The sequence below is a fragment of the Candidatus Leptofilum sp. genome, assembly GCF_965223285.1.
Lineage (GTDB): Bacteria > Chloroflexota > Anaerolineae > Promineifilales > Promineifilaceae > Leptofilum.
The window spans coordinates 3,735,789-3,757,254 of the sequence record NZ_OZ244997.1; the positions used below are offsets into that span (position 1 = coordinate 3,735,789).

Here is a 21,466-nt window from a genome sequence, read left to right on the forward strand (position 1 = left end):
TGCCCTCTGTGGCAAGGAAATTAGTATGGGTTTTATTCTGGATGGTTTAGATACTGAAGATTATGATCGCAGTTACTCGGATCGGGAGCTGCTGGATCGGATCGTGGGTTACTTTCGGCCGTATTCGCGGCAGATGATTTTGGTGGCGGTGATGATTACGCTGAACTCAATGGCGGGGACGGCGGGGCCAATCATCATCGCCAGCGCGATTGACGTGATTGCGGCCGATCCAACCACGCGGACGATGTTGTTGCTGGCGGGCGGCGTTTCGCTGATGGGTGCTTCAGCCTGGGTGTTCAACTTTATTCGCCAATACTTTTCGGCGCGAATTGTGGGCAACGTGGTGCTGCAACTCCGTGAAGATGTTTTTGCCGCCACCATCAACCACGATTTGTCATTTTATGATGAGCATCCGTCGGGCAAGGTGGTGAGCCGCGTCACCTCGGATACGCAGGATTTTGCGGCGGTGGTGGATTTGTCGCTGAATTTGTTGAGCCAAGTGCTGCTGGTGCTCATTTTGACCGGATGGCTGTTTAACATCAACGTCTGGCTGACGCTCATTCTCATCGGCATGACGCCGCTGGCGGTGGCGATTGCCCTCAGCTTCCGCAGCATTGCCCGCCGCGTGACGCAGGATGCCCGTCGGGTAACGGCCGTTATCAACGCGCAAATTCAAGAGTCCGTCAGTGGCATCATCGTGGCCAAGGGCTTTCGGCAAGAGGGTGCTATTTACGAGACGTTCCGGGATAACAACAAGCAAGGGTATGGCGTCGGGCTGCGGCGCGGCATGGTGCTGATGTCGATTTTCCCGATCATGGTGATTGCTTCGGGGATTGGGACGGCCGTTCTCGTTTACTCAGGCGGCTTGGCCACTTTGCCAGAATCATTTTTGGGCGGATTGGCAGGCCTATCTGTGGGTGACTGGTATTTGTACATGCAGGCGGTTGGCTTCTACTGGTTCCCCATGACCAGCATCGCCTCATTTTGGAGCCAGTTCCAGGATGGCCTTTCGGCGGCCGAGCGCGTCTTTGCCCTCATTGATTTGGAGCCAAAAGTGCAGCAGACCGCTGCCAGCAAGGTGACGGGCGGGCTGCGCGGCGAGATTCGCTTTGAAGATGTCCGCTTTAGCTACACCGATAAAGAAACGGTCCTGCCCGATTTCTCGCTGACGATTGCGCCGGGAGAGACGGTGGCTCTAGTGGGGCATACGGGCGCAGGCAAAAGCTCGATCGCTCGGCTGATCAACCGATTTTACGAGTTTCAGGACGGCCGTATTTTGGTAGACAACCACGATATCCGCACGCTAGATTTGGGCAGCTATCGGCAGCAGATTGGCTTGGTGCCACAGGAGCCATTCCTCTTTTCTGGCACGATTCGGGATAACATTCGGTACGGCCGTCCCGACGCGGACGATGAACAAGTGCTGGCCGCTGCCAACCGCATCAGCAAAGGTGAATGGCTACACGGCTTGGGACACGGTCTGGACACCGACGTCGGCGAGCGAGGCAGCAACCTCTCGATGGGGCAGCGGCAGCTCGTGGCCATGGCGCGGGTGCTGCTCAAAAACCCGGCCATCTTCATTTTGGATGAGGCCACCGCCAGCGTCGATCCCTTCACTGAGACACAAATTCAGGAAGGTCTGGACGAGGTGATGCGCGAGCGCACCGCCATTGTCATTGCCCACCGGCTTAGCACGGTGAAAAATGCAGATAGAATTATTGTGATGGGAAACGGCCGTATCATCGAAGAAGGCACCCACGACAGCCTCATGGCCGACAGCGGCCACTACGCCGACCTGTACAACACCTACTTCCGCCACCAATCCCTTGAATACATCAACGCGGTAGGCTTAGAGGGGTAAAATCAGCAGACAAAGTGACGGGAGTCATTACAGGAGGTTCTTTTGCTAACTGAAAAAATGGTTGACACTGGTAAGCTGAAAATTAATTGTGCCGAAGGTGAGAAGAATGGCCCGCCGCTGTTCATGCTTCATGGCGTCACCCAACATTGGCAAAGCCTGAGGTTTTTTTATCCGTCTCTTAGCCAAAAGTTTCACTTGTATGCTCCCGATCTGCGGGGGCACGGCAAATCAGACCGTGCTGCCGCTTACCGAATGGTTGATTATGTTGAAGACATTGTTGACTTTTTAACCCAACAGATTGACGAACCGACCGTGATTGTTGGCTACTCATTGGGTGGCTTAGCTAGCCTGGGTTTGAGCAGCCACGTGCCAGAGAAAATTCGGGCACTTGTACTAATTGATCCCCCACTCATTAATCGTGATTCTGGCTTCGATGCAATGTCTTACTCATTTGCCCATTCGTGGATTCTTATGACGCACACCATCAATACAAAGCAGCAGGATATTGATGAAATTGTGCCGCAATTACAGCAAATATTTCCAGAAGCTGGCGAAGCCGTGTGGCTGGCCAACGCTAGAATGATCCGCAGCGTAGATATTGGGGTCACGACTGCGGTAATCGAAAATTGGGCAGTGGAAGGCTTTTCTCTATCGTCCGACTTGCAAGCGATAACCTGCCCCGTTTTATTGCTGCATGGGGAACAAAAGCTGGGCAGCTTGGTCCGGGACACAGATGTTGCCTTTTTCCAAACTCATGTGCCGCATAGCCAGTTGGTAGAAGTCAAAGGCTGGGGGCACGATTTAGTTTGGCCACCAGCCTCAGATGTCTGTCTGGACCACATGAACGAGTTTCTAGACACTTTGTGAGAATAAGTGATTGGGTGGGCATCGAAAAAGCACCCACCACAGCCTCATGGCCGACAGCGGCCACTACGCCGACCTGTACAACACTTACTTTTGGCATCAATCCCTTGAATATATTAATGTCCAAGCGGAGATTTGATTATGAGTGGAAAGATTTACTTGATTCAGGAGGATGATTCTTTGTTAGAAATGGCGCAAAGGCCATATGATAGAGAAGATATTTTGCAAACCCTATTGGCAAAATATCCCGATTTGCTTGCAGGAGAACAGGTAAACCCAGAAAAGCCACGTCGCTGGTTGCTGGTCTCTCGCGAAATCGGCATCCCCAACGAAGAATCAGGCCCTGAGCATTGGTCGCTGGATCATCTCTTTTTGGATCAAGACGGTATTCCCACATTGGTAGAAGTAAAACGCAGTAGCGACAATCGAATTCGGCGCGAAGTTGTCGGCCAAATGCTCGATTATGCTGCCAATGCTGTTGTTTATTGGCCAATAGAAACTATCCGTGCCAAATTTGAAGCCAATTGTGAAGCAGAGGCCGAAGACCCAGACGAGCTTGTCCTAAAACTTATTGAATCAGAGCAGGTAGACGTACAAGATGTAGACGGATTTTGGGGAGCTGTAAAAATTAATTTGCAGGCTGGCAAAGTACGGCTCATCTTTGTGGCAGATGTCATCCCACCGGAGCTGCGCCGTATTGTTGAATTTTTGAATGAGCAGATGGATCCGGCAGAGGTGTTGGCTGTTGAGGTTCGCCAATATATTGGCCAGGGCTTGAAAACATTAGTGCCGCGAGTAGTTGGGCAAACAGCCGAAGCGCAACAAAGAAAATCTACCGTCTCCAGGCCAAAACGGCAGTGGGATGAAGCCATTTTCTTTGAAGAACTAGCTGCTAAAAAAGGTGAGTCCGAAATCTTGATAGCGGGAAGGATTCTTGAGTGGGCTAAGGCAAAAACCGATTATGTTTGGTGGGGAAAAGGAACTGTTTGGGGGTCATTTGTTCCAACGATAAAGCATAACGGAAGAGATCATCAGCTTTTTGTTGTTTGGACATTGGGCACAATCGAGACATATTTCCAACATTATAAATCGAAGCCACCTTTTGATGAAACGGGAAAAAGGCAGCAATTGCTGAGAAAATTGAATGGGATTACTGGCGTTGATTTGCCAGACGATTCAATTTCCAGACGGCCAACCATTCCGATAGCTGTATTTACAGAACCAAATAAACTTCAGCAATTTCTAGTTATTTATGAGTGGATGATTGCAGAAATCAGGTCCACTAAATAAGTAGAAAAACTGATGTAGGTCCCGTTCCTACACAGAGTATGCGAACAAGCAGCCTCATGAAATAGTTTAAGTTTCTGATCTGAACAACGGTGTGGGTGGGGAAGCCGTACTCGCACCCAGTACATCACGGGCGAAATTAGCTACCGCAAGTTTGCGGGGCTGTGGTTAAGCATTTCTGTAACCACCCTGGTGATGAGCCGCCTGACACTGAGGCAGCCGTGCGGTTTGGCGCGTCACTTTACCACGTTCATGCAGCGTTTTGGGGCAAGCACCCGGTAGAAATTGTACTCAATCTGGTTGAGAACTTCATCGCCCTTGCCCACGACCCCGCCTGATTAGAGACCTTTTTGGCGGATACGGCCGTTCAATCCCACCGCATCCTGCTAAGGTATGCAAGTCACAGAAAATGTGGCCTGCAAGATTTTTGGAAACCTCACAGGCCTTACAGCTATCCACTAAATGCGGTGCAATATTGATTGTTGCTCTCATTGGCTTCGGTAATTGCGCCACGGCTGTCTACTGTGATGCAAACCGTGCAATTCGGGTCGTAGCAGCTCTCGCCAAGCGGGCTGCTGAGGGTGAGCGTGCCTGTCTGCCCAGGTGCAAGCCCATCTAGCACGCCCACAATGGTCACCGATTGCTCTGGATCGATCCGCACAAAAACGTCAAAGGAATCAGATACGGCCGTTCCCACGTTCATCACTGCTAGATTCACCCTCGTTACACATTCGACATCACACGTTTCAAACAACGTCGGCCAATCTCGTGTGTCATTGATAAGGTCTGGCAGTGCTGTCTCTTCAGTGACCGTAATCGTTGGCGTTACGGTGGCTGGTGTTACTTCAACGATTGGTTCCACGGGTTCTACAAAAAATGGTGGCAGCCAGATGCGGCTGTAGGCCATGAGCTGGCCATTCAGACAGTTGGCTTGCTGGATGTTGGCGATGGTGGTGCCGCTCCAGCGGGCCAGCGAGTAGAGCGTATTGCCGGGCTGTACCGTGTACAGCTGCCAGCCCACCGGAACTTGTCCACAAACGGCCGTTACATTTGTGCTGGCCACGCCATTTCCTGGCGCAGCCGCGGCAGGCGTCGTTGGCAGGCTGGCTTCTTGCGTGGGCGTCGGTTCGGCAGTGGGGGTGCTGCTGGGCTGCGGTGTCGCCGTTGCCGCAGGTTGAAGCCGAGTGGCTTCGGCCGTTATCGTGGCGAAAATTAAACTAGCAAACTCCTCCATGGATGGCTGCTGCGGCTGAGTTGGACGGCTGGCAATTTCCAGATTGATTACCCTAATGGCAAACAGACCGGTAATGACAGCCAACGATAGGGGGATCAGCACGTAGCGGATTACCCATTTGAGCAAATTTTCCTGATTTTCTTCCGTGATACTGGACATCTTTTCCTCCCAATATGTAAAAGCGGGAAAGCTCTTTGAAATAAGTAGAGTCATTTCTCCCGCTTTTACCCGGCAAACCGCAGAGAAATTGCTCTTTGCTTTTCGAAATATGCTCTGTGGTTTGCTTGACAACAAAAAAACGCGCGTGCAGTATTGAACGAGAAAATGGCCGGTTTTCCGGTGTGAGAGGAAAGATTTCAAAAGGCTTATTGGCCATAGGGTCAGGCTCAGAGCGTTGCAAGACTTTTGAAATCTACGCTGCGCAACATGAGTTAGGAGAAACTATGCCTAGACAAAATCGCGTTATGCCAACAGGGGAAATTATTGCCACGTCGGCGCGTGGCCTATTTATGGGGAATCGCGGCATCTTGCATAATGCCGAGCAAGAAGTTGTGAGGTCTTATGCACACAAAATGTGGATTATTTGCCAGCTAAATTTCAAAGGGCGGCGGCGCAAGCTCATGCAGCCGGGACGCTACACCGAACTATTCTTCCTGGACGAGGCAACAGCGTTAGCGGCAGGACACCGACCTTGCTTTGAATGCCGCCGCAGCGCGGCGGAGCAATTTCGGGACGCCTGGCTAGCTGGCAATACGCATCTTAATTTTGGCAATTCAGTTAAGTCTGCTGAGATTGATGCTGTGCTTCACGGGGAGCGATTGACTGGCGGTTATTACAAAAGAGATAAGCGGAAACGCACGTGCACGGCCGTTCTCAATACCCTTCCCAACGGCACCTTCATTTTGTGGCAAGAACGGCCGTATCTCGTTTGGCAAGATGCGCTGCTGCCCTGGATGCCAGCCGGGTACCAGCCAGCTATACCTCGGCCTAAAGCGGATCATGTTGCTGTGCTAACCCCACCCTCTACAGTGGCGGCACTCGCTGCTGGGTACACGCCACGATTACATGACACGGCTCAATCGTGAGGCTTATATTGCAACAAGCTGTGAAGCAACGGCCGTTTGCAAGCCAATTCCCTTCTCTTGGGTAAAAGCCCCGCTACTGTGCCACAATACCCGCCCCTGCGCATCAAACAAAAAGACCCAAATCTGATCTTCTGTGCTGATGTTGAGTGCTTGCTTGAACGGCCGTTTGTCAATGTACAGCGTGATGGTGCGGCGACGGGTGGCCTCGTTGGGAATCCCTGCCCGCATGCCCTTATTGATGAAGGTGCGGGCCAGGAAATTCACGCGCTGAATGGTGGGGAACTCATAATATTCAAAGTCGGGCGTGTGTTGGTACAAATCCTCAGCTAACGGCACCCAGCCATCCACATCCCGCTGCTGCCATTGCTGAAACGCCACAAAAACAAGATTCAGCGCACCCGCAAAATCTTCGGGGAAAGTGAGCGTTTGCCGTGCTAGATTTGCGCCTCGTACCTTTGGTAATTGCATCGGAAGCCTCCACTTGTTTAAGCTGGCCGGGTACGTGCTGTGGCGGCTGGCTCGATGCGGCGCGTGCGCCAGTAACCAACCAACGCAATCAACAAAATAAGTATGGCGGCGATGACGGCCGTATTAGCTACAATTGGCACATCCATATTGGCCGCGCGAATGCCAAACAGTGCCCAAATCAGTACGCCAGCGTAAGAAACGTTGCGCCGATTGAACAAAACCAAACCGACCACAATGACGGCCACACCCATCATAATGGCAGCCCAGGTTGGTTCGGCAATGCCAAAGCCGTCCCAGCCCAGATAGTTGGCAACGCTGGCAATATTGGCAATGGTTGCCACCGTAATCCAGCCCAGGTAGATGCTAAAGGGGAATTGCACCAGCACTCTTTCTGCCAGCGGCAGGTTTGGGTTTGGCTGGCCAATGCCCAGCCGGTAATAGATGGTGATGAGTACCACCAAAATGGACACCATGAAGAGTATCGAGAGGGCATAAAAGCCGTAATGCCAGGCAAAGAGCCAGGCGATGTTGGCCACGCTGCTCAGCGCAAAGCCCCAGCCAATTTGGGTCAGGAAAGGCTTGTTGCGCTGGGCTGGCAACGCCTGGTAAAGAGTAAAGCCCAACAAGCCTAAATAGATGAGGCTCCAGATGGAAAATGTGTATCCGGCTGGGGTGAAGAAGGATGGCAGTGCATCAGAAATTTCGCCGGGCGTACGGCCGTTTAACGGCAACGCATTGGATAAGACATTCACAATGAACACCGTCACAAAAGAAACGATGTTCACGATTTGCACAGTTTTTAGGGAGGGTTTTTGTGTATTCATAGGGGGATTGTACAGTTTTTGATGAGACTTGTCAATATATTGTCCAGAAATTAGCTTGACACTTACCAAAAAGTGCCTTGGTGGAAACGTGCAAATGGATTGTAGATCAATCCAAAGCGGACAAAAGGGCCTGGCACACGGGGGCAACGGCCGTTTGCACAGCAACGCTCAACCCTTCAGACCAATTTAATTGCGCTGGCTGAATCCCAAAGAGTATGATTTCAGCAGGCAACACATCCAACGCTTCAGCCAAAGCCAGCGCCTCAGAGAACCCTGCACGGTGTAGGCTGATTGGGGGATTGGCAGAAGGGGTAGGTAAGACGGCCGTACGCACATCGATCTGCCGCCTCGCTCCGGCCGCCAAACCCATCTCTGCCGCATCCACCACAAACACCCGGCGATACTTTTGCAGCAGCAGCACAAGCTCTAGCCCAGCCGTCCCCCCATCCAGCAGATCGACACCTGGTGGTAATAAATGATTATTTTGCAGGGCAGCGATAACGGCCGTACCCACGCCGTCATCGCCGCGCAGCGGGTTACCTAATCCCAAAATCAGGGTGTCAGCTACCCTCAAACGTCACATCCAGCAGATGTGTAGAGCAAGAAATGCACGGGTCATAAGCCCGCACCAACATTTCCAGACGGTGGGCGATGTCTGGCTGGGGCAAATCGAGTAGCGTTGGCACCATTGCTCGCATATCGCCTTCAATATTGGCCACATTCTGGTTGGTGGGAATGATGCAGTTGGCCGCCGTGATTTTGCCATTATCAATGACGTAATGATGGAACAGCGTACCGCGCGGCACCTCGCAGGCCCCCACGCCCTCACCCGATAAGCGGGTTGGCGGGGCGGGCTCCTCCCAGGCTATCTCCGTTTGTAAGAGTTTATCCAGCAGCTCCTCGGCCTCTGCCAGGCAGTGGGCAACTTCCACCACCTGAGCCACCGTATTCATGAACGGATTGGTGCAGCGTGGCTTCAATCCCAATGCCTCTGCGGCGGCCTTTGCCTGCGGGTGCAGTAAGTCCGCATTCAGGTTAAAGCGTGATAACGCGCCCACCATGTAGCTGTCTCGCTGGTTGGAGCAATGCTTGGCCGATGAGTGCGGTCGCACAACTTCGTTGGTAACAGATAAATACGCTTCCACAGGCCAGCGGCCCCCATCGGAGCTAACAATATCGCCGTCGATGAAGCCATACATATCGTCGCGGCGCAAAGCCATATATTCGGTTTCGCGCTCGAATTGGGGCAGCTCTAACGACTGGTACAGCTCCACGGTTGCCACCACGTCTGGCTGTATGGCGGCAATCGCTTCACGTAGCTGGTACAGGTCGGCCGTTTTGGGGAAGTGCGTAAAGCCACCCACCGTCATGGCAATGGGGTGGGTATGCCGCCCGCCAATTGCTTGGCAAATATCCCCGGCCAGCTTCTTCATTCGCAGCGCGCGCAGCACTACCTCTGGCGCGGTTTTGGCCAGCGGGAACACGCTGCCCACATTCAGCAGGTCGGGGGCGACCAGCATGTAGGCGTGCAGAATATGGCTGTCTAACATCTCCCCCATAAAGTTGAGCCGCCGCAACAATTGGGTTTGCTCAGACAGATCAATCCCTAACGCCTTTTCGGTCGCCCGCAGCGAGGTGGTAGCGTGCCCGACGGCACAAATGCCGCAAATACGGGAGGTGAGTAGAGAGGCTTCGGCATACGGCCGTTCCCGCAGCATCGCCTCAAAAAATCGGGGTGTTTCCGTCACCTGCAATTCACACTGCTTTAGCTCACCATTGACCACATCCACCACAATATTGCCGTGTCCCTCAACCCGGGTGATATGGTGTACATCAATATTGATTCGTTTAGACATGCGCCTTCTCCTGAGCAAGCTCATACAGTTCATTCGTCAAAAACAGCGTCAAGCGAGAATCAATCTCGGCTTCGTCTACGCCATGTTCCAACAAAACCTCACGCATAGCGGGAATATTCGCACCTGGAATCAACCCGCGACAGCCAATGCAGCTAGCCCCGTAGGTTGGGCACACTGCCCGGCAGCCCGCCCGAATAACCGGCCCCAAACAAACCTGCTCTCGCTGGTAAAGGCAAATTGTTTCATTCAACTTGCACTCCATGCAAACCGGATAGTCTGGCGGCTTTGGCAGACGGCCTTGCAGCAGCCCTTTCACAACGCGCAAAAATTCCTGGCTATCGATGGGGCAACCAGGAATCACCCCATCTACCGCAATGACTTTTTGGATGGCGCGTGGCTCATACGTGTCGAACCAATCCTTGTGGTCACCATACACATATTCCCGCACCTCGCCCAGCTTCTGACGATTGCGAATGGCATTGACCCCACCCAAATGCGCGCAAGCTCCCAAAGCAATTACTATCCCAGCCCGCTTGCGAATGTCGTGCAGACGATCTTCATCACCAGCGCGGGTGCAGGAGCCTTCAATGAACGCTACGTCGTATCGGTCACTCTTTTCGCTCATCGCTTCCCGGAATTCAACAATTTTCACCACGTCCAGCAATTCAGGGTTTGTCTGCAACGTATCAACAACGGTCAGTTGGCAACCCTCGCAGCAGGTAAAATCAAAAAAGGCAATCGTTGGCTTTTTGCTATTTTTCATCCCAATGCCTCCGGTAATCCTTCAATTTGTGCGTAAGAGTAGGTAGGGCCTGCTTGGCAGGTATAAAGATGATTAAGCTGACAGTGGCCACATTTGCCTACGCCGCATTTCATCCGTCTTTCAAAACTTAACCAAATATTGCCTTTGGGAATCTCAATGTTGAGGAGTTCCCGAATGACAAATTTGTACATGATGGGCGGGCCAACCACGACAGCGGCCGTATTTCGGCGAAAAATCTTCACTTCTTTGAACAGGTTGGTGATGACGCCAACGCTGTTCTCCCAATTGCTATCTGGATTGTCTACCGTTAGGTGCAACTCCACGTCAGTGCGGGCCGCCCATTCAATCAGCTCAGATTGAAACAGCAAATCTTTGGGATTGCGCGCGCCGTAGAGGATAATGACACGGCCGTAATTTCCTCGTAAATCCAAAACCTGGTTAATCAACGACCGCAGCGGTGCCATGCCCAAACCGCCAGCCACAAATAAAATATCCTTCCCCTGAAAGTGGTCTACCGGGAACCCCCGCCCAAACGGGCCGCGAATGCCAACCAAATCACCAGGCTTCATGCGGTGCAGCATGGATGTCAGTTCACCGGCTCGGCGTACACATAGCTCAAAGGCACTGCTGCTGCGGCTAGGGGACGACGAAATGCTAATAGGGGCTTCGCCCACGCCCAGGATTGAAAGCTGCACAAATTGGCCCGGTTTATGGCGAAGTCGATATTCATGGGGCAAATCAATGGTAAAAAGCGTTTCCATCTCTGTTAGCGGCCGCTTGGCAGAAATCCGTGCTGGGATAGGCATATAGATGGAATCAGAGTTCTTCAATTCTTCAAGCAGAGGCATCATGAGCGCGTTCCCTCCCTGGTGCTGGCCTGATTGCGTTGGTACAAACTGTTGAACACCTCGATGGGCGTAATGTGAACCAGGCAAGATGTGGCGCAGCGACCGCAGCCCACACAGCCAACCATGCCGCAGGCATCTAGCTGGTACTTCCCTTTGCGCATAAACCGATGGCGAAGTCGTGTGGCCTGGCTGGCGCGGAAATCGTGGCCACCAGCTACCTCAGAAAAGGAATTCACTTGGCAGGAATCCCAGCGGCGTGAGCGGTTACCATTTTGCAATTGCAAATCAGCCTCGTCAGAAACATCAAAGCAGTAGCAAGTGGGGCAGACATTGGTACACATGCCGCAAGCCAAACAGCGGGCACCCAGCTCTGGCCACAAGTCACTTTCATACGTGTGGCCCAGCAAATCAGACATTTCCACAATGTCAAAATCCAGGCGGTATTGAAATTTTTGCCACTTTTGCCTCAGAGCTTGATTGAGTCGTTCAATATCCGGTGGCAGGGCATCGAAGATGTTGCGGCAATCCTGGAGCAGCGTTTCTCCCTTGCGACTATTAACATCTATGATGTAAACATCATCTAAATCCAGGAAATGCAAATCATACCCATCATCCGCACTGGCCGTCCCCATATCCCGGCAAAAAGCGTGCTTGGTGCATGGTTTTAAGCACTCTATACTTACCAAATAGGTGTTTTCGCGGTGTGCCTGGTAATGTTGATCGGTAAACCCCTTGGCAAACATATAATCTAGCAGCAATAAAGCATGAATGTCGCAGGTATGCAGGCCAAAGATGACGGTTGGTATGGCGTCAATCGTGGCCTCTGAGCGGCTGCCATCAAGGCGATAGTGTAGTAAGTTTTCTCTGGGGGGCATCACATATTTCTTAGGTGGAAGTACGGATGGAGGGGAGTCCAGGTAAAGGTCTTCGGCCGAGTTGATCTCTGCAAACAGATATTTCTCGGCCGCTTTTTTGGGGCCAACAAGTCGGAACCGATCATTCAGCGTGGCTACCCAATCGGGCAGCACATTTTTGGGCATAATTTTTAAACTCATAGGTTCTTGCCTCTCTTTTGAATTGTTCACGAGCGTACGTTGGAATAAAGTAAATGCAGATGCAATCAAATTATGCAGCAGGAATATCCGCCAAATCAGTGACAAATATCAGTTCGAAGTGTGACAAAGCTCACTATCCGTGAAAATATTCACAAGGGTGTGTTAGAGGGAATGAAGCCGATTTACAAGCAAACAGCTTGGTGGATGGTGCATTTCTTCGTATGAAAGAGGTAATTTTTGTAAGGTGTTTTTGGAAGGGGCTTCGGCGAAAATTTGGCAACTTGTCAATCGTTTGTGGGAGGACCAATCAATGAAACAATTTAGATGCTTTGCCGCTGTTTGCTGGTTCTTTTTGCTGTTGGGTTGCCAACAGGCACCCTTGGCCGAAATTGCAGAGGCTACTGAACTGCCTGAGATGACGGTGACGGAAACGGCCGTTCCACCAACCAATACCGCTACCCCCACGGAAACGGCGACGCATACGGCCGTTCCCACCGCCACAGAAACTAACACACCTACACCAGAGCCTACAGCAACCAACACAGCCACCCCAACAGAAACACCCACCGCTGAACCAACAGCGACAAACACGCCCACGAGAACGCCTACGGATATTCCCGCTACGGCGACAGCGGCCCCGTTAGCCCCCGTTTCTGCCCCTCCGCCAGCACCTGCACCCGCCGGCCCCAACTTGCTAGCAAACCCGGGTTTTGAAATTGATGGGGCAGGATGGACTAACTTTTCTTATCATACGGCTGATAGCCAGCCTAATTTTGTTCATTCTGGACAACGGTCTTTGCAAGGAGGGGGGAAAGTGTGGCAGCAAGTCACAACGAATATTGAAGCAGGTACAACATACCGGGCTGGTGGTTGGTTTAAGGTTTGGTCTAGCACGGGAGAAGACCGGACTGTTTCAGTGAATCCAGCAGATATTCGGGGTCGAATTTGCCTGAATACATTTGGCGATGATGCACTTGAATTACCAACAACAATTTGCTCTGGATGGGTACAGCCGTTAGACGTGTGGCAGTTTATTTCTATAGATGCTGTTGCCACCAATGATCGGGTGACAGTCATTTTGCAAGTTGCCCTCTTTAACAACGACAATAACGCCATTCATACCAGTACAATGTGGGATGATATTTCGCTCGGTTTGGCTCCAACTGCAGCGACAGCAACCCCACCGCCAGCAACTGGGCCTGTACGGCCGAATCCCGTGGCTTTTAGCCCCACCGCCCTGCACGACAGCATGAATGGTGTTCGCTCGGCCATTGAGCAGGCAGGGGGCTTGCTAGACAGGCTAGTCAATGGCGAAAATCAGACCTGCGCTGAATACCAGGGTTACTACGACGATACAATTCGCAGCGCCACTTACAGCGGCGTACCGGATGATCAGCCCAGCTAGAGCAACTGTCAAGACGATGATTTGGGCTGGAGTAGACGTGGCGGGATCCAAAAACTGTGTGTACATGATGAGCGGCACCGTTAGTGCCTTGGCGTTGAAAAATTGCAGCAAAGCCCCTTCGCGGAAACCAAGCTTCACCTCTTTGTTGGCTTGCTTGAGCCCAGATGAGCGGAAAAATTGGTATGCCAGATAAAATAGGTACAGTGCTCCCAAAATTTGAAAAATAGCGAATAGCTGCGGAAAACGAAACACAATCTGCCCAATCCCCAGGCCGATGACAGCAATTTGCAGGGCAAAGACTGCGACGATGTCCCACATCAGCGGCAGGGTACGGCGCGATCCCACCTGAGCGGCCGTTGAGGAGAGTAACAAGTTGGCCGGGCCAGGGCTAATGGTGATAGGAAAAAAGGTGAGAAACCAGGCGATGGCTAGCTGGAATGTCATGGGAGGCTCTTGCGGTTTTTCTGAATTTGTCTGGCGTAATGGCCAGGTGTTAGCCCCACCACCTGCTTGAAGCGGCGGGTGAGGTGACTTTGGCTACTGAAGCCAACCGCCAGGGCGATGTCGGCCAGGGAGCGACCCAGTTCGATAAGCTGTTGGGCTCGCCGAACGCGCACATCTTGCAGGTAGGCGTGCGGGGGCAGGCCTACCTCCGCATGGAAGACGCGCAGCAGGTAGTACGGGCTCAGCGCGACATGCTCTGCCAGGTCACTCAGGCTTATTGGTTGGTCAAAAGATTCTTCCAGATAGGTTTTGGCTTGCTGCACGGCCGTATGTTCTTTGCCTAACGGCCGTTCCACTGAGCCCAATTCACCATACCGGTTTATAAGTTTGGTCAATGTAGACAAAAAGCGAGATTCAACTTCCAATGGGTCGCCGTTGTGGCTGAGGGCGCGGTGAAGCGTCCGCACGCTGAACATTGCAGCCGGGTCGTCTATACGCACGGCGCGAAAGAAGGGGCTCGTTTTGTGGCGACTCGTGAGCTGGCGAACGGCCGTTTGCATGTGTGCCATCGTCGGATAAAGACAACGCATCTGAAAGCCTTGTTCAGATGCCGACTCGCCTGTGTGGATTACCCCCGGATTGATCAAAATCAAGCCGCTGGGTGGTGTTATGTATTTGGTGCCTTTGTGGGTAAACGACTGCACGCCCTGCTCAATGAGGCAGATAACGTAATGGTCGTGTCCGTGCCGAGGGTAAGCATATTCTCGATGATACGCTTGTAACAGTCGCCCATCTAGCTGAGAATGATGCCAAAATTTGCGTTTTTCCTTCTTTAACTCTGTTGCTGTTTGTTCCGCTGCCATAGCCTGAACGTTATATCATGGGCAGCGGTTTGTGTCTTGCACGAAATTGCTTTGTTTTAGGATAGGGAAGCAGAGAAAGACTGGCGCATTTTCCGTGAAGGCAGGGTTTCATTATGCATCGGCAAGTAGACGGTCTACGGCCGTTGCCAACTGCGCCAAATTTCGCACCACACTCACTGAATCACACACGGGGTAATATTCCAGCATGTCACTGTCGCCCGTGCCCCACTGCCGCTGGTGTTCCGGGTTGAGCCAGACCAGCTTTTTGGCGCGACGCTGCAAATCTTTCATCAGATCAATGCGGGGGGAGTTGTAATTGTTGCGTCCATCCCCCAAAATGACGACGGTGGTACGGCCGTCCACCGCATCCATAAACTTTTTGCTAAACGTATTTAAGCTATTGCCCAAATCGGTGGCGTAGTAGCCGGGGGGGATGTCGTAAAGCACCTTTGTGACCGCATCGGCGGCACGGCTGCCGGAGAGCGTGACGCTAATCTCCAGCATGTCGGAGTTGAAGGCGAAGCTGCGCGCCTTCGCCACCTGGTCTTGCAGTTCATAAGTGAGCCGCAGCATAAATTCGGCCACCGCCCGCATCGAGGTGGAAACGTCGCAGATGAGCACCAGGCTGGGTTTGAGCTTCTTTTTCTTAAACTTTAGCTCAATTGGCACGCCGCCGTTTTTCTGGTTGGCCCGGATGGTGCTTTTGGAGTCGAATTTACCTTTGTTGCCTCGCTTGCGCCGCAGGGCGGCCCGGCTGCGCATTTGTGTTACCAGCCGCTGCACCTCTTTGCGCAGCTGGTTGGCATCCTCCTCTGTCAGGGATTGCAGCGGCTTGTTCATCAGGTCAGAGCCGTGCAGATCGTCGGCGCGGTTGGCACGCTGCTCGGCAATTTGCTGCCCCACTTGCTGGGCAACTTGCTCGGCGAGTGCTTCACGGTTGGCTTCCACCACGCCCATCAGCTTTTCGATGGCTTCCTGGCTCATACCCATCTCTTGTAATCTCTCGTAAAGCTGCTGCATCTGCTCTTCCAGGTGGGCAAAGCCCATCTGCTGCAACATGCGGCGCGTGACCCAGCGGGCTTCTTGGGGATTGTTGGCCCACTCGACCCCGGCGCGGCGCGCCATCTCTTCCAGCTCTTCTTTGGTAGGGCCATCGCCGCTGGAGAGCCAATCTAGCAGCTGCTGCATACGGCCGCTTAAGGCACTGAGGGCCATTTCCAGCATCTGTTGTTCGTCTGAGCTTAGATCATCCAGGGCATTTTGCAACGGAGGGCCGCCGCTGCCAAAGTAGAGCGGAAATAGCTCCTCGAAGGCGGCAAAATCGTCTGACTCTTTGATGAGCGTGGTTCGCAGCGAGGAGCGGAATACCGCTTTATTGGTGATGCCTAACTCTTCAACAGCGTGCAGCGCGTCTACAGATTCCGCCAATGAAACGCGCACGCCTGCGGCTCGCAAGCCACGTATGAATTCTACAATTCGGTTATCCATCGTCATTCTCCGAGCTTCGGTGACTCGTTCAGACTTTTGAAGTTTCTATGCTTGGAAGCAATTTTCTTATTGACCCAAAACTTCAAAAGTCTCTGATTACCGATTATAACGGCCGTATCGTCCCCCATCATCGCCCCCCATCATGCGGCGTGCTTTTTGTACGTCAGCTTCGTATTTCAGCAGCACCGTGAGCGTGTTGGTGAGCGTCTTTTCGTCGATTGAATCTGCGTTGAGCGTAACGAGGGCGCGTGCCCAATCCAGCGTCTCGCTGATGCTGGGCATTTTGCGCAAATCCATGTTGCGCAACTGGTTAACCACAGCAACGGCTTGCTCGGCCAGCTCTGGCTTGAGGTCTGGCACCTTGAGGCGCACGATTTCTAGCTCGGCATTTTGGGTGGGGTAATCTACGTGTAGGTAAAGGCAGCGGCGTTTGAGTGCTTCGCTGAGTTCGCGGGTGTTGTTGCTGGTAAGCAGCACCATCGGCTGGTGCCTGGCTTGGATGGTGCCTAATTCTGGCACGCTCACCTGAAAATCGCTGAGCACTTCCAGCAGGAACGCTTCAAATTCCACGTCGGCGCGGTCAATTTCGTCGATGAGCAGGACGACGGGTTCATCCGAGGTCAGGGCGGTGAGCAGGGGACGGGGGAGCAGAAAGTTTTCGGAGAAAAAGACATCTTCTTCTTGCGCCAGCCGCCCGGCGGCTTCTGCCAACGTGGTGACATCTCCCAGAACGTTGCGAAGCGTGTCGCGCAAGAGCTGCGTGTACAGCATCTGCTTGGCATATTCCCACTCATACAGGGCTTTGCTCTCGTCCAAGCCTTCGTAGCATTGTAGGCGGATGAGGGGCATGCCAGTGGCCATTGCCCACGCTTTGGCCAGCTCTGTTTTGCCTACACCAGCGGGCCCTTCGGCCAAAATAGGCTTGCACAGTGAATGAGCCAGGTAAACGACGGTGCCAATTTCTTCAGAGGCGATGTACTGCTGTTGACCTAATCGTTGGCGTACGTTGGCAATATCTTTGAACATGCGTTTTCTCCATTTTTAATTTACAGGTAACGGCCGTTACGACCGATAATCGCTTATCCGTAAGCCGCAATCGGTTTGAATGTACTAATTACCGATTGCTGAAAACTTGTGCGTGATTCATTGTAAGATGGTTTCGGTTAATCGTAAAGACGGTTCTAGGGAATACTCATATTGCTGCTGATGGGAAGGTGTAGGTCAGGCTATAGCTGCTGCCACTCCGTTGAAAGCCAACGCTTTGGTAAAGGTGAACGGCCGTCTCATTGTTCGCCCAGACGCCTAGAGACACGGTTTGGATGCCCCGCTGTTGCAGCGTTTGCAGGATGGTGATGAGGAGGAAACGGCCGTAGCCCATCCCCTGCTTCTCGCGCACAATGCCAATTGGCTCAATGACGGCCGTCTTTGGTCCTGGAAAGTGTAGCCAGGCAAAGCCGATGGCTTGGTTGTCTGCCTGCAAAACCCACAATTCATCGGGCGGTTCCCAGGAGGTGGTGATTTCGTTAGGGGTGTATGGTTGATACCAGGGTGTGTGGGCGAAGCAGCGGTCGTAGAGCTTTGGCAGGGTGTGAACGGCCGTTCCCCGACCTAGCTGTTTCAATGTTCCGAGTGGAGTCAGTGGGGGTAATGTCCGGGAGGGTAGATTGTCTAGCTGCATTGTCCACTCTTCATGCGCTAGCTCGAATTGATGATGGCGTAAAAAGTGAGCAGCAAGTGTATCCAGATTGTTTACGGTGTGCGTGATTTGTTGTACGGCCGTACCTATCACATCCCCCTGCACTGCCTGCCACAAAAAGCTGCCAGCCCCCTGCCGCTGAAACTGTGGCGCGATGCCGCCCGTTAGCTCAAACAGGTGGGGCAAACCGGGCAGCGGCAGCAGGGTGGCGTAGCCGATGGGTTGATTTTGTTGGGTGATGGTCCAGAAACGGCCGTTGGCGTCTTGGGTATAGAGTGCTTGGATGGGCTGAGTTGGTTGGGAAACGGCCGTGGCAATCGCTCGCAGCGGGGCGACATCATCTAAATTTGGGGGACGAACCAACCAGCGCGAGGCACTCATACCGAATTATACAAACTTCTTGACCCAACTGCCGCTGAATGATAGAATTTTGCCCGTTGCCCCCATCGTCTAGGGGACCAGGACGTAGCCCTTTCAAGGCTAAGACCGGAGTTCGAATCTCCGTGGGGGCACAGCCAAAAAACCAGCCATCTGGCTGGTTTTTTGTTTCATAAGCTCCCTTAACCAAAAGAACCTATTTTCGTCTTCGCCACCAAATAAGGCCAGCAATAAACCCCGCAATGACGGCCAGGATTACTCTACGTCGCTTGGCAGACGCTTGCAACTCTGCTTGTTTTTGCGCTAGCCGCTTTTGTTCTTCAACGGGATCAAACTCATCAACTAGCGTCACTTCTCCCGCGTCCCCATCTACCTTGAGCATCATGCCGGTTTTGATGCGCTCTGTGGCAATGCCCGTGCCCATCACGGCCGGAATGCCATACTCACGAGCCACAATAGAGCCGTGGGCCAGCGCGCCGCCTACGTCTGTGACCAGACCAACTGCCTGAGAAAAGAGCGGCGTCCAGGCTGGGGTGGTGGTCGTACAAACCAAGATCGATCCGGGCTGCATCTTGTCGAAATCGGCGGCGGAATGAATGACTGTCGCGGGTGCCGTTACCTTCCCCGTGCTGACGGCATAGCCACGCAAAATTGCGCCTTCGGCGGGAGAGTTGTGGGGCGTGGGATCAAACATCGAAAGATCGAGGGGCCCCATCTTGAGACTGCCCCTGGGCGGGACTGCCGGTTGGGGCGTGAGCAGCTTGCGGGCTTCGCGCAGGGTGCGTCGCTCTTGTACCAATTGGGCAAAAGAGATAACTGGTTCTCCACTGGCATGGGCTTCGATGACAGAACTGATTTCATTACTGTCGAGGTAGTAAATGTCATCTGGCGTGGCAATGGCACCAGCTTCGGTTAGGCGTTGACCTAATTCTTGAGCGAGTTTACGCAGGGTTGGCCAAGCGGCCCCCATATAAAACATCACATTTTCACGGTAGGGGGCATATTTTTTGGTCCACTTCCAGACCCAGCGGAAAATTGATATCGACAATGGATTTAGCTGCTGTTCTGTCTGGGCAACCAGCGCATCGCGCTCATCGGCCATTTGGGCCTGGCGGGTGCGCACATCTTGCTCCGGTGGATTTTTTACCAGTGCTTTGAGACTTAATAAAATGGGCAGTGGGTCTTCCGTTTGGGTTGGTTCAGCAAAGTCTAGATTGTAAATTTGGTGGCCATACTTATCCAAATATTGTTGCAGGCTTGCGAGCACAGGTTGTCCCTCTGGATGTTCAGCTAAAGCAGAGATGAGGTCGCTGGCGTCAGTTTCAAGCGTTAAATGATGCAAGGTTTCAGCGTTGCGAATTACGTTGGCAATCGCTTCCATGTCTGCCTGGGCATCGAGTGCTTTGGAGTCGAAACCGCGTAAAAATGCAGCACTGGCACGGCGTGATTCTGGTAGGGCGTTCCGAATGAGTGGAGATTTCAACAATTTATCAAAAACGGGGTCTAGAAGCCGAGAAAATCCCAGATTCCTGGCGGAGCCGAACCAATAAACGCTGTCGGCGGTCGCCATGTCGGCGATGCCTTGCAGCAGCACCTGGTCAGTTTCTTTAGTGAGGTCTTTTGCTTCCCATTGGGAGATGAGCCCTAGATAGTCGGGCAAGACCTCGCCGTCCCAATCAAATGCATTCAGGCTGATAAAGCGGGGAAAACGGCCGTAAATCCGCATAATCCCCTTAAAATCCGCAAAATCCATGGTAAAGCTGCCGGTTGTGTAAGCGTAGCCATTAATGGTGCCTGCAAAGCCGTGGGGGATCATCTTGTTAAAATCAAAACTGACTCCACTGATAGATTGCAACGCTTTTAGCAAGTGGTTTAATGAATTTGTAAGCCCCTGTCGCAGATAAAGATCCTCAAATAGTGGCGAGAGTGGTTCGGGCATGTGCTCCACAATTTGGCGGCGCATCCAGATAGTGTTGGGGGTAATTGGTTCCCAGACCACATTTTGCAGCGGTTCTGGTTTGGGGTCTGGCAATGAGGTGATGGGGCGGGCTTGCAGGATGGCGATCTCCCCGTTGGCAATGGCCCATTCGATATCCATGGGCAGGTTGTAATGAGCTTCAATTTTGGTGGCGAGTTTGGCTAGGGCAACGGCCGTTTCTCCATCAAGCACGGGTTCTGTTTGTTTTTCCATAGGTACTGGCTGTTCTTCCGTTCCTGCCTCGGTGCGGATGGTCATGACTGTTTTTGTTGAGATTTCGCTAGAAAGAATCTCCCAACTCGATTTATCGACAACCAGCGTATCGGGCGTTACTTGCCCACTCACAATTGCTTCCCCCAGCCCCCAGGTGGCGTTGATAAGCAGCTGATTCCGCTGCCCGTTCACCGGATTGGCTGTAAACAGGATGCCAGAGGCCTCGGCGGGAACGAGTTGCTGCACCACAACGGCGAGGCTGACACTGTTGGGGTCTATCTTTTGGCGCAGTCGGTAGGCAATGGCGCGAGCGGTCCATAAACTGGCCCAGCACATTTTCACGGCATTGAGCAGCGCGTCTTTGCCCTGCACGTTGAGGAACGTTTCTTGCTGCCCCGCAAAGCTGGCGTCTGGTAAATCTTCTGCGGTGGCAGAGGAACGCACGGCAACGGCCGTTGCTAGACCGCTCAGATTTTCATAGGCAGTCAGAACCGCCTCGGCAATCACGGCGGGAATCTCGGCTGCTAAGAAGAGCTGCTTAATCTTGGCTGCGGCCGTTTTACCAGATTGCGGATTGCTCACGGAAATAGTGTGAGCAATGTCCACAATTTTCTGCTGCAAATCGTGTTCTTTTACAAAAGCATCATATGCTGCTGTGGTCAGCACAAACCCTGGCGGGACTGGGAAACCTGCCGCTGTCATTTCGCCCAAATTGGCACCTTTGCCGCCAGCGAGGGGAATATCTTTTTGTCCAAGCGTATGGAAGGGGGCAATAAACATCATGTTAGTTCACCTTTCAGCATTATCTGATAATGAAAGATAATCTGGTAGAGGAGGGATAATAGGTGATTTTGAT

At 52.7% G+C, this 21,466-nt stretch carries 20 protein-coding genes and 1 tRNA gene; 7 read left to right on the forward strand and 14 right to left on the reverse strand.

Translation table 11 applies throughout. The features are described 5' to 3' along the window. Positions 1 to 25 precede the first annotated feature (25 nt). The 4 genes from ACOQPU_RS16825 to ACOQPU_RS16840 all read left to right on the forward strand — a co-directional run bounded on the left by ACOQPU_RS16825 (position 26) and on the right by ACOQPU_RS16840 (position 4,350). A complete protein-coding gene (locus ACOQPU_RS16825) occupies positions 26 to 1,861 on the forward strand; it encodes an ABC transporter ATP-binding protein (RefSeq protein ID WP_420640987.1) in 1,836 nt (611 codons plus the stop codon). 42 nt (positions 1,862 to 1,903) lie between these two features. Continuing rightward, positions 1,904 to 2,728 (forward strand): alpha/beta fold hydrolase, encoded by an 825-nt coding sequence (locus ACOQPU_RS16830; RefSeq protein ID WP_420640988.1) that lies wholly within the window; start codon positions 1,904 to 1,906, stop codon positions 2,726 to 2,728. 138 nt (positions 2,729 to 2,866) lie between these two features. Then, positions 2,867 to 4,015, forward strand: a complete 1,149-nt coding sequence (locus tag ACOQPU_RS16835) for a hypothetical protein (RefSeq protein ID WP_420640989.1) — start codon at positions 2,867 to 2,869, stop codon at positions 4,013 to 4,015. A gap of 161 nt (positions 4,016 to 4,176) precedes the next feature. Then, positions 4,177 to 4,350, forward strand: coding sequence for a hypothetical protein (locus ACOQPU_RS16840; protein ID WP_420640990.1), 174 nt, complete (start codon positions 4,177 to 4,179; stop codon positions 4,348 to 4,350). Positions 4,351 to 4,463: 113 nt separating this feature from the next. Here the strand turns inward: ACOQPU_RS16840 and ACOQPU_RS16845 are convergent, their stop codons facing one another. Continuing rightward, positions 4,464 to 5,405 (reverse strand): CARDB domain-containing protein, encoded by a 942-nt coding sequence (locus ACOQPU_RS16845; protein WP_420640991.1) that lies wholly within the window; start codon positions 5,403 to 5,405, stop codon positions 4,464 to 4,466. A gap of 284 nt (positions 5,406 to 5,689) precedes the next feature. Here ACOQPU_RS16845 and ACOQPU_RS16850 point away from each other — a divergent pair, with 284 nt between their 5' ends. Further along, entirely contained in the window at positions 5,690 to 6,331 is a 642-nt protein-coding gene (locus tag ACOQPU_RS16850) for a hypothetical protein (RefSeq protein ID WP_420640992.1), read from the forward strand. Positions 6,332 to 6,334: 3 nt separating this feature from the next. Here ACOQPU_RS16850 and ACOQPU_RS16855 read toward each other — a convergent pair whose 3' ends face one another. From ACOQPU_RS16855 to ACOQPU_RS16885, 7 genes are all read right to left on the reverse strand, one after another. Then, positions 6,335 to 6,799, reverse strand: coding sequence for a hypothetical protein (locus ACOQPU_RS16855; protein WP_420640993.1), 465 nt, complete (start codon positions 6,797 to 6,799; stop codon positions 6,335 to 6,337). 17 nt (positions 6,800 to 6,816) lie between these two features. Further along, positions 6,817 to 7,623 (reverse strand): tryptophan-rich sensory protein, encoded by an 807-nt coding sequence (locus tag ACOQPU_RS16860; protein ID WP_420640994.1) that lies wholly within the window; start codon positions 7,621 to 7,623, stop codon positions 6,817 to 6,819. Positions 7,624 to 7,729: 106 nt separating this feature from the next. After that, a complete protein-coding gene (locus ACOQPU_RS16865; RefSeq protein ID WP_420640995.1) occupies positions 7,730 to 8,197 on the reverse strand; it encodes a hydrogenase maturation protease in 468 nt (155 codons plus the stop codon). Beyond that, a complete protein-coding gene (locus tag ACOQPU_RS16870) occupies positions 8,184 to 9,479 on the reverse strand; it encodes a Ni/Fe hydrogenase subunit alpha (RefSeq protein WP_420640996.1) in 1,296 nt (431 codons plus the stop codon). Before ACOQPU_RS16870 ends, ACOQPU_RS16865 begins: the two co-directional genes overlap by 14 nt. Further along, positions 9,472 to 10,242, reverse strand: a complete 771-nt coding sequence (locus ACOQPU_RS16875; protein WP_420640997.1) for an NADH:ubiquinone oxidoreductase — start codon at positions 10,240 to 10,242, stop codon at positions 9,472 to 9,474. Before ACOQPU_RS16875 ends, ACOQPU_RS16870 begins: the two co-directional genes overlap by 8 nt. After that, on the reverse strand, positions 10,239 to 11,093 hold the full coding sequence (locus ACOQPU_RS16880) for an FAD/NAD(P)-binding protein (RefSeq protein WP_420640998.1): 855 nt from the start codon (positions 11,091 to 11,093) through the stop codon (positions 10,239 to 10,241). Before ACOQPU_RS16880 ends, ACOQPU_RS16875 begins: the two co-directional genes overlap by 4 nt. Further along, positions 11,090 to 12,145, reverse strand: a complete 1,056-nt coding sequence (locus ACOQPU_RS16885) for a 4Fe-4S dicluster domain-containing protein (protein ID WP_420640999.1) — start codon at positions 12,143 to 12,145, stop codon at positions 11,090 to 11,092. Before ACOQPU_RS16885 ends, ACOQPU_RS16880 begins: the two co-directional genes overlap by 4 nt. Positions 12,146 to 12,455: 310 nt before the next feature. On the opposite strand from ACOQPU_RS16885, the gene ACOQPU_RS16890 reads away from it, so the two are divergent. Further along, the gene (locus tag ACOQPU_RS16890) at positions 12,456 to 13,550 is read left to right on the forward strand and encodes a hypothetical protein (RefSeq protein WP_420641000.1); all 1,095 of its coding nucleotides are present in this window, start codon (positions 12,456 to 12,458) and stop codon (positions 13,548 to 13,550) included. On the opposite strand, the gene ACOQPU_RS16895 is transcribed toward ACOQPU_RS16890, so the two are convergent. The 5 genes from ACOQPU_RS16895 to ACOQPU_RS16915 all read right to left on the reverse strand — a co-directional run bounded on the left by ACOQPU_RS16895 (position 13,446) and on the right by ACOQPU_RS16915 (position 18,422). Continuing rightward, positions 13,446 to 13,994: a LysE family translocator gene (locus ACOQPU_RS16895; RefSeq protein ID WP_420641001.1), complete on the reverse strand. Its 549-nt coding sequence runs from the start codon at positions 13,992 to 13,994 to the stop codon at positions 13,446 to 13,448. The genes ACOQPU_RS16890 and ACOQPU_RS16895 overlap by 105 nt on opposite strands. Then, positions 13,991 to 14,857 (reverse strand): AraC family ligand binding domain-containing protein, encoded by an 867-nt coding sequence (locus tag ACOQPU_RS16900; protein ID WP_420641002.1) that lies wholly within the window; start codon positions 14,855 to 14,857, stop codon positions 13,991 to 13,993. Before ACOQPU_RS16900 ends, ACOQPU_RS16895 begins: the two co-directional genes overlap by 4 nt. A 111-nt stretch (positions 14,858 to 14,968) precedes the next feature. Beyond that, positions 14,969 to 16,345 (reverse strand): vWA domain-containing protein, encoded by a 1,377-nt coding sequence (locus tag ACOQPU_RS16905; RefSeq protein WP_420641003.1) that lies wholly within the window; start codon positions 16,343 to 16,345, stop codon positions 14,969 to 14,971. A 96-nt stretch (positions 16,346 to 16,441) separates the two neighbouring features. After that, entirely contained in the window at positions 16,442 to 17,371 is a 930-nt protein-coding gene (locus ACOQPU_RS16910) for an AAA family ATPase (RefSeq protein ID WP_420641004.1), read from the reverse strand. A gap of 166 nt (positions 17,372 to 17,537) precedes the next feature. Further along, a complete protein-coding gene (locus ACOQPU_RS16915) occupies positions 17,538 to 18,422 on the reverse strand; it encodes a GNAT family N-acetyltransferase (RefSeq protein WP_420641005.1) in 885 nt (294 codons plus the stop codon). Positions 18,423 to 18,480: 58 nt separating this feature from the next. On the opposite strand from ACOQPU_RS16915, the gene ACOQPU_RS16920 reads away from it, so the two are divergent. Beyond that, positions 18,481 to 18,553 (forward strand) — tRNA-Glu (locus tag ACOQPU_RS16920). Between the two features lie 62 nt (positions 18,554 to 18,615). Here ACOQPU_RS16920 and ACOQPU_RS16925 read toward each other — a convergent pair. Further along, the gene (locus ACOQPU_RS16925) at positions 18,616 to 21,393 is read right to left on the reverse strand and encodes a PEP/pyruvate-binding domain-containing protein (RefSeq protein ID WP_420641006.1); all 2,778 of its coding nucleotides are present in this window, start codon (positions 21,391 to 21,393) and stop codon (positions 18,616 to 18,618) included. Positions 21,394 to 21,466: the final 73 nt, after the last annotated feature.

Coding starts and splice junctions, on each gene's coding strand:
- ACOQPU_RS16875 (WP_420640997.1), bottom strand. CDS start 10,242: ATGAAAAATAGCAAAAAGCCAACGATTGCCTTTTTTGATTTTACCTGC.
- ACOQPU_RS16825 (WP_420640987.1), top strand. CDS start 26: ATGGGTTTTATTCTGGATGGTTTAGATACTGAAGATTATGATCGCAGT.
- ACOQPU_RS16915 (WP_420641005.1), bottom strand. CDS start 18,422: ATGAGTGCCTCGCGCTGGTTGGTTCGTCCCCCAAATTTAGATGATGTC.
- ACOQPU_RS16905 (WP_420641003.1), bottom strand. CDS start 16,345: ATGGATAACCGAATTGTAGAATTCATACGTGGCTTGCGAGCCGCAGGC.
- ACOQPU_RS16850 (WP_420640992.1), top strand. CDS start 5,690: ATGCCTAGACAAAATCGCGTTATGCCAACAGGGGAAATTATTGCCACG.
- ACOQPU_RS16845 (WP_420640991.1), bottom strand. CDS start 5,405: ATGTCCAGTATCACGGAAGAAAATCAGGAAAATTTGCTCAAATGGGTA.
- ACOQPU_RS16870 (WP_420640996.1), bottom strand. CDS start 9,479: ATGTCTAAACGAATCAATATTGATGTACACCATATCACCCGGGTTGAG.
- ACOQPU_RS16900 (WP_420641002.1), bottom strand. CDS start 14,857: ATGGCAGCGGAACAAACAGCAACAGAGTTAAAGAAGGAAAAACGCAAA.
- ACOQPU_RS16880 (WP_420640998.1), bottom strand. CDS start 11,093: ATGATGCCTCTGCTTGAAGAATTGAAGAACTCTGATTCCATCTATATG.
- ACOQPU_RS16910 (WP_420641004.1), bottom strand. CDS start 17,371: ATGTTCAAAGATATTGCCAACGTACGCCAACGATTAGGTCAACAGCAG.
- ACOQPU_RS16890 (WP_420641000.1), top strand. CDS start 12,456: ATGAAACAATTTAGATGCTTTGCCGCTGTTTGCTGGTTCTTTTTGCTG.
- ACOQPU_RS16835 (WP_420640989.1), top strand. CDS start 2,867: ATGAGTGGAAAGATTTACTTGATTCAGGAGGATGATTCTTTGTTAGAA.
- ACOQPU_RS16855 (WP_420640993.1), bottom strand. CDS start 6,799: ATGCAATTACCAAAGGTACGAGGCGCAAATCTAGCACGGCAAACGCTC.
- ACOQPU_RS16925 (WP_420641006.1), bottom strand. CDS start 21,393: ATGATGTTTATTGCCCCCTTCCATACGCTTGGACAAAAAGATATTCCC.
- ACOQPU_RS16895 (WP_420641001.1), bottom strand. CDS start 13,994: ATGACATTCCAGCTAGCCATCGCCTGGTTTCTCACCTTTTTTCCTATC.
- ACOQPU_RS16860 (WP_420640994.1), bottom strand. CDS start 7,623: ATGAATACACAAAAACCCTCCCTAAAAACTGTGCAAATCGTGAACATC.
- ACOQPU_RS16885 (WP_420640999.1), bottom strand. CDS start 12,145: ATGAGTTTAAAAATTATGCCCAAAAATGTGCTGCCCGATTGGGTAGCC.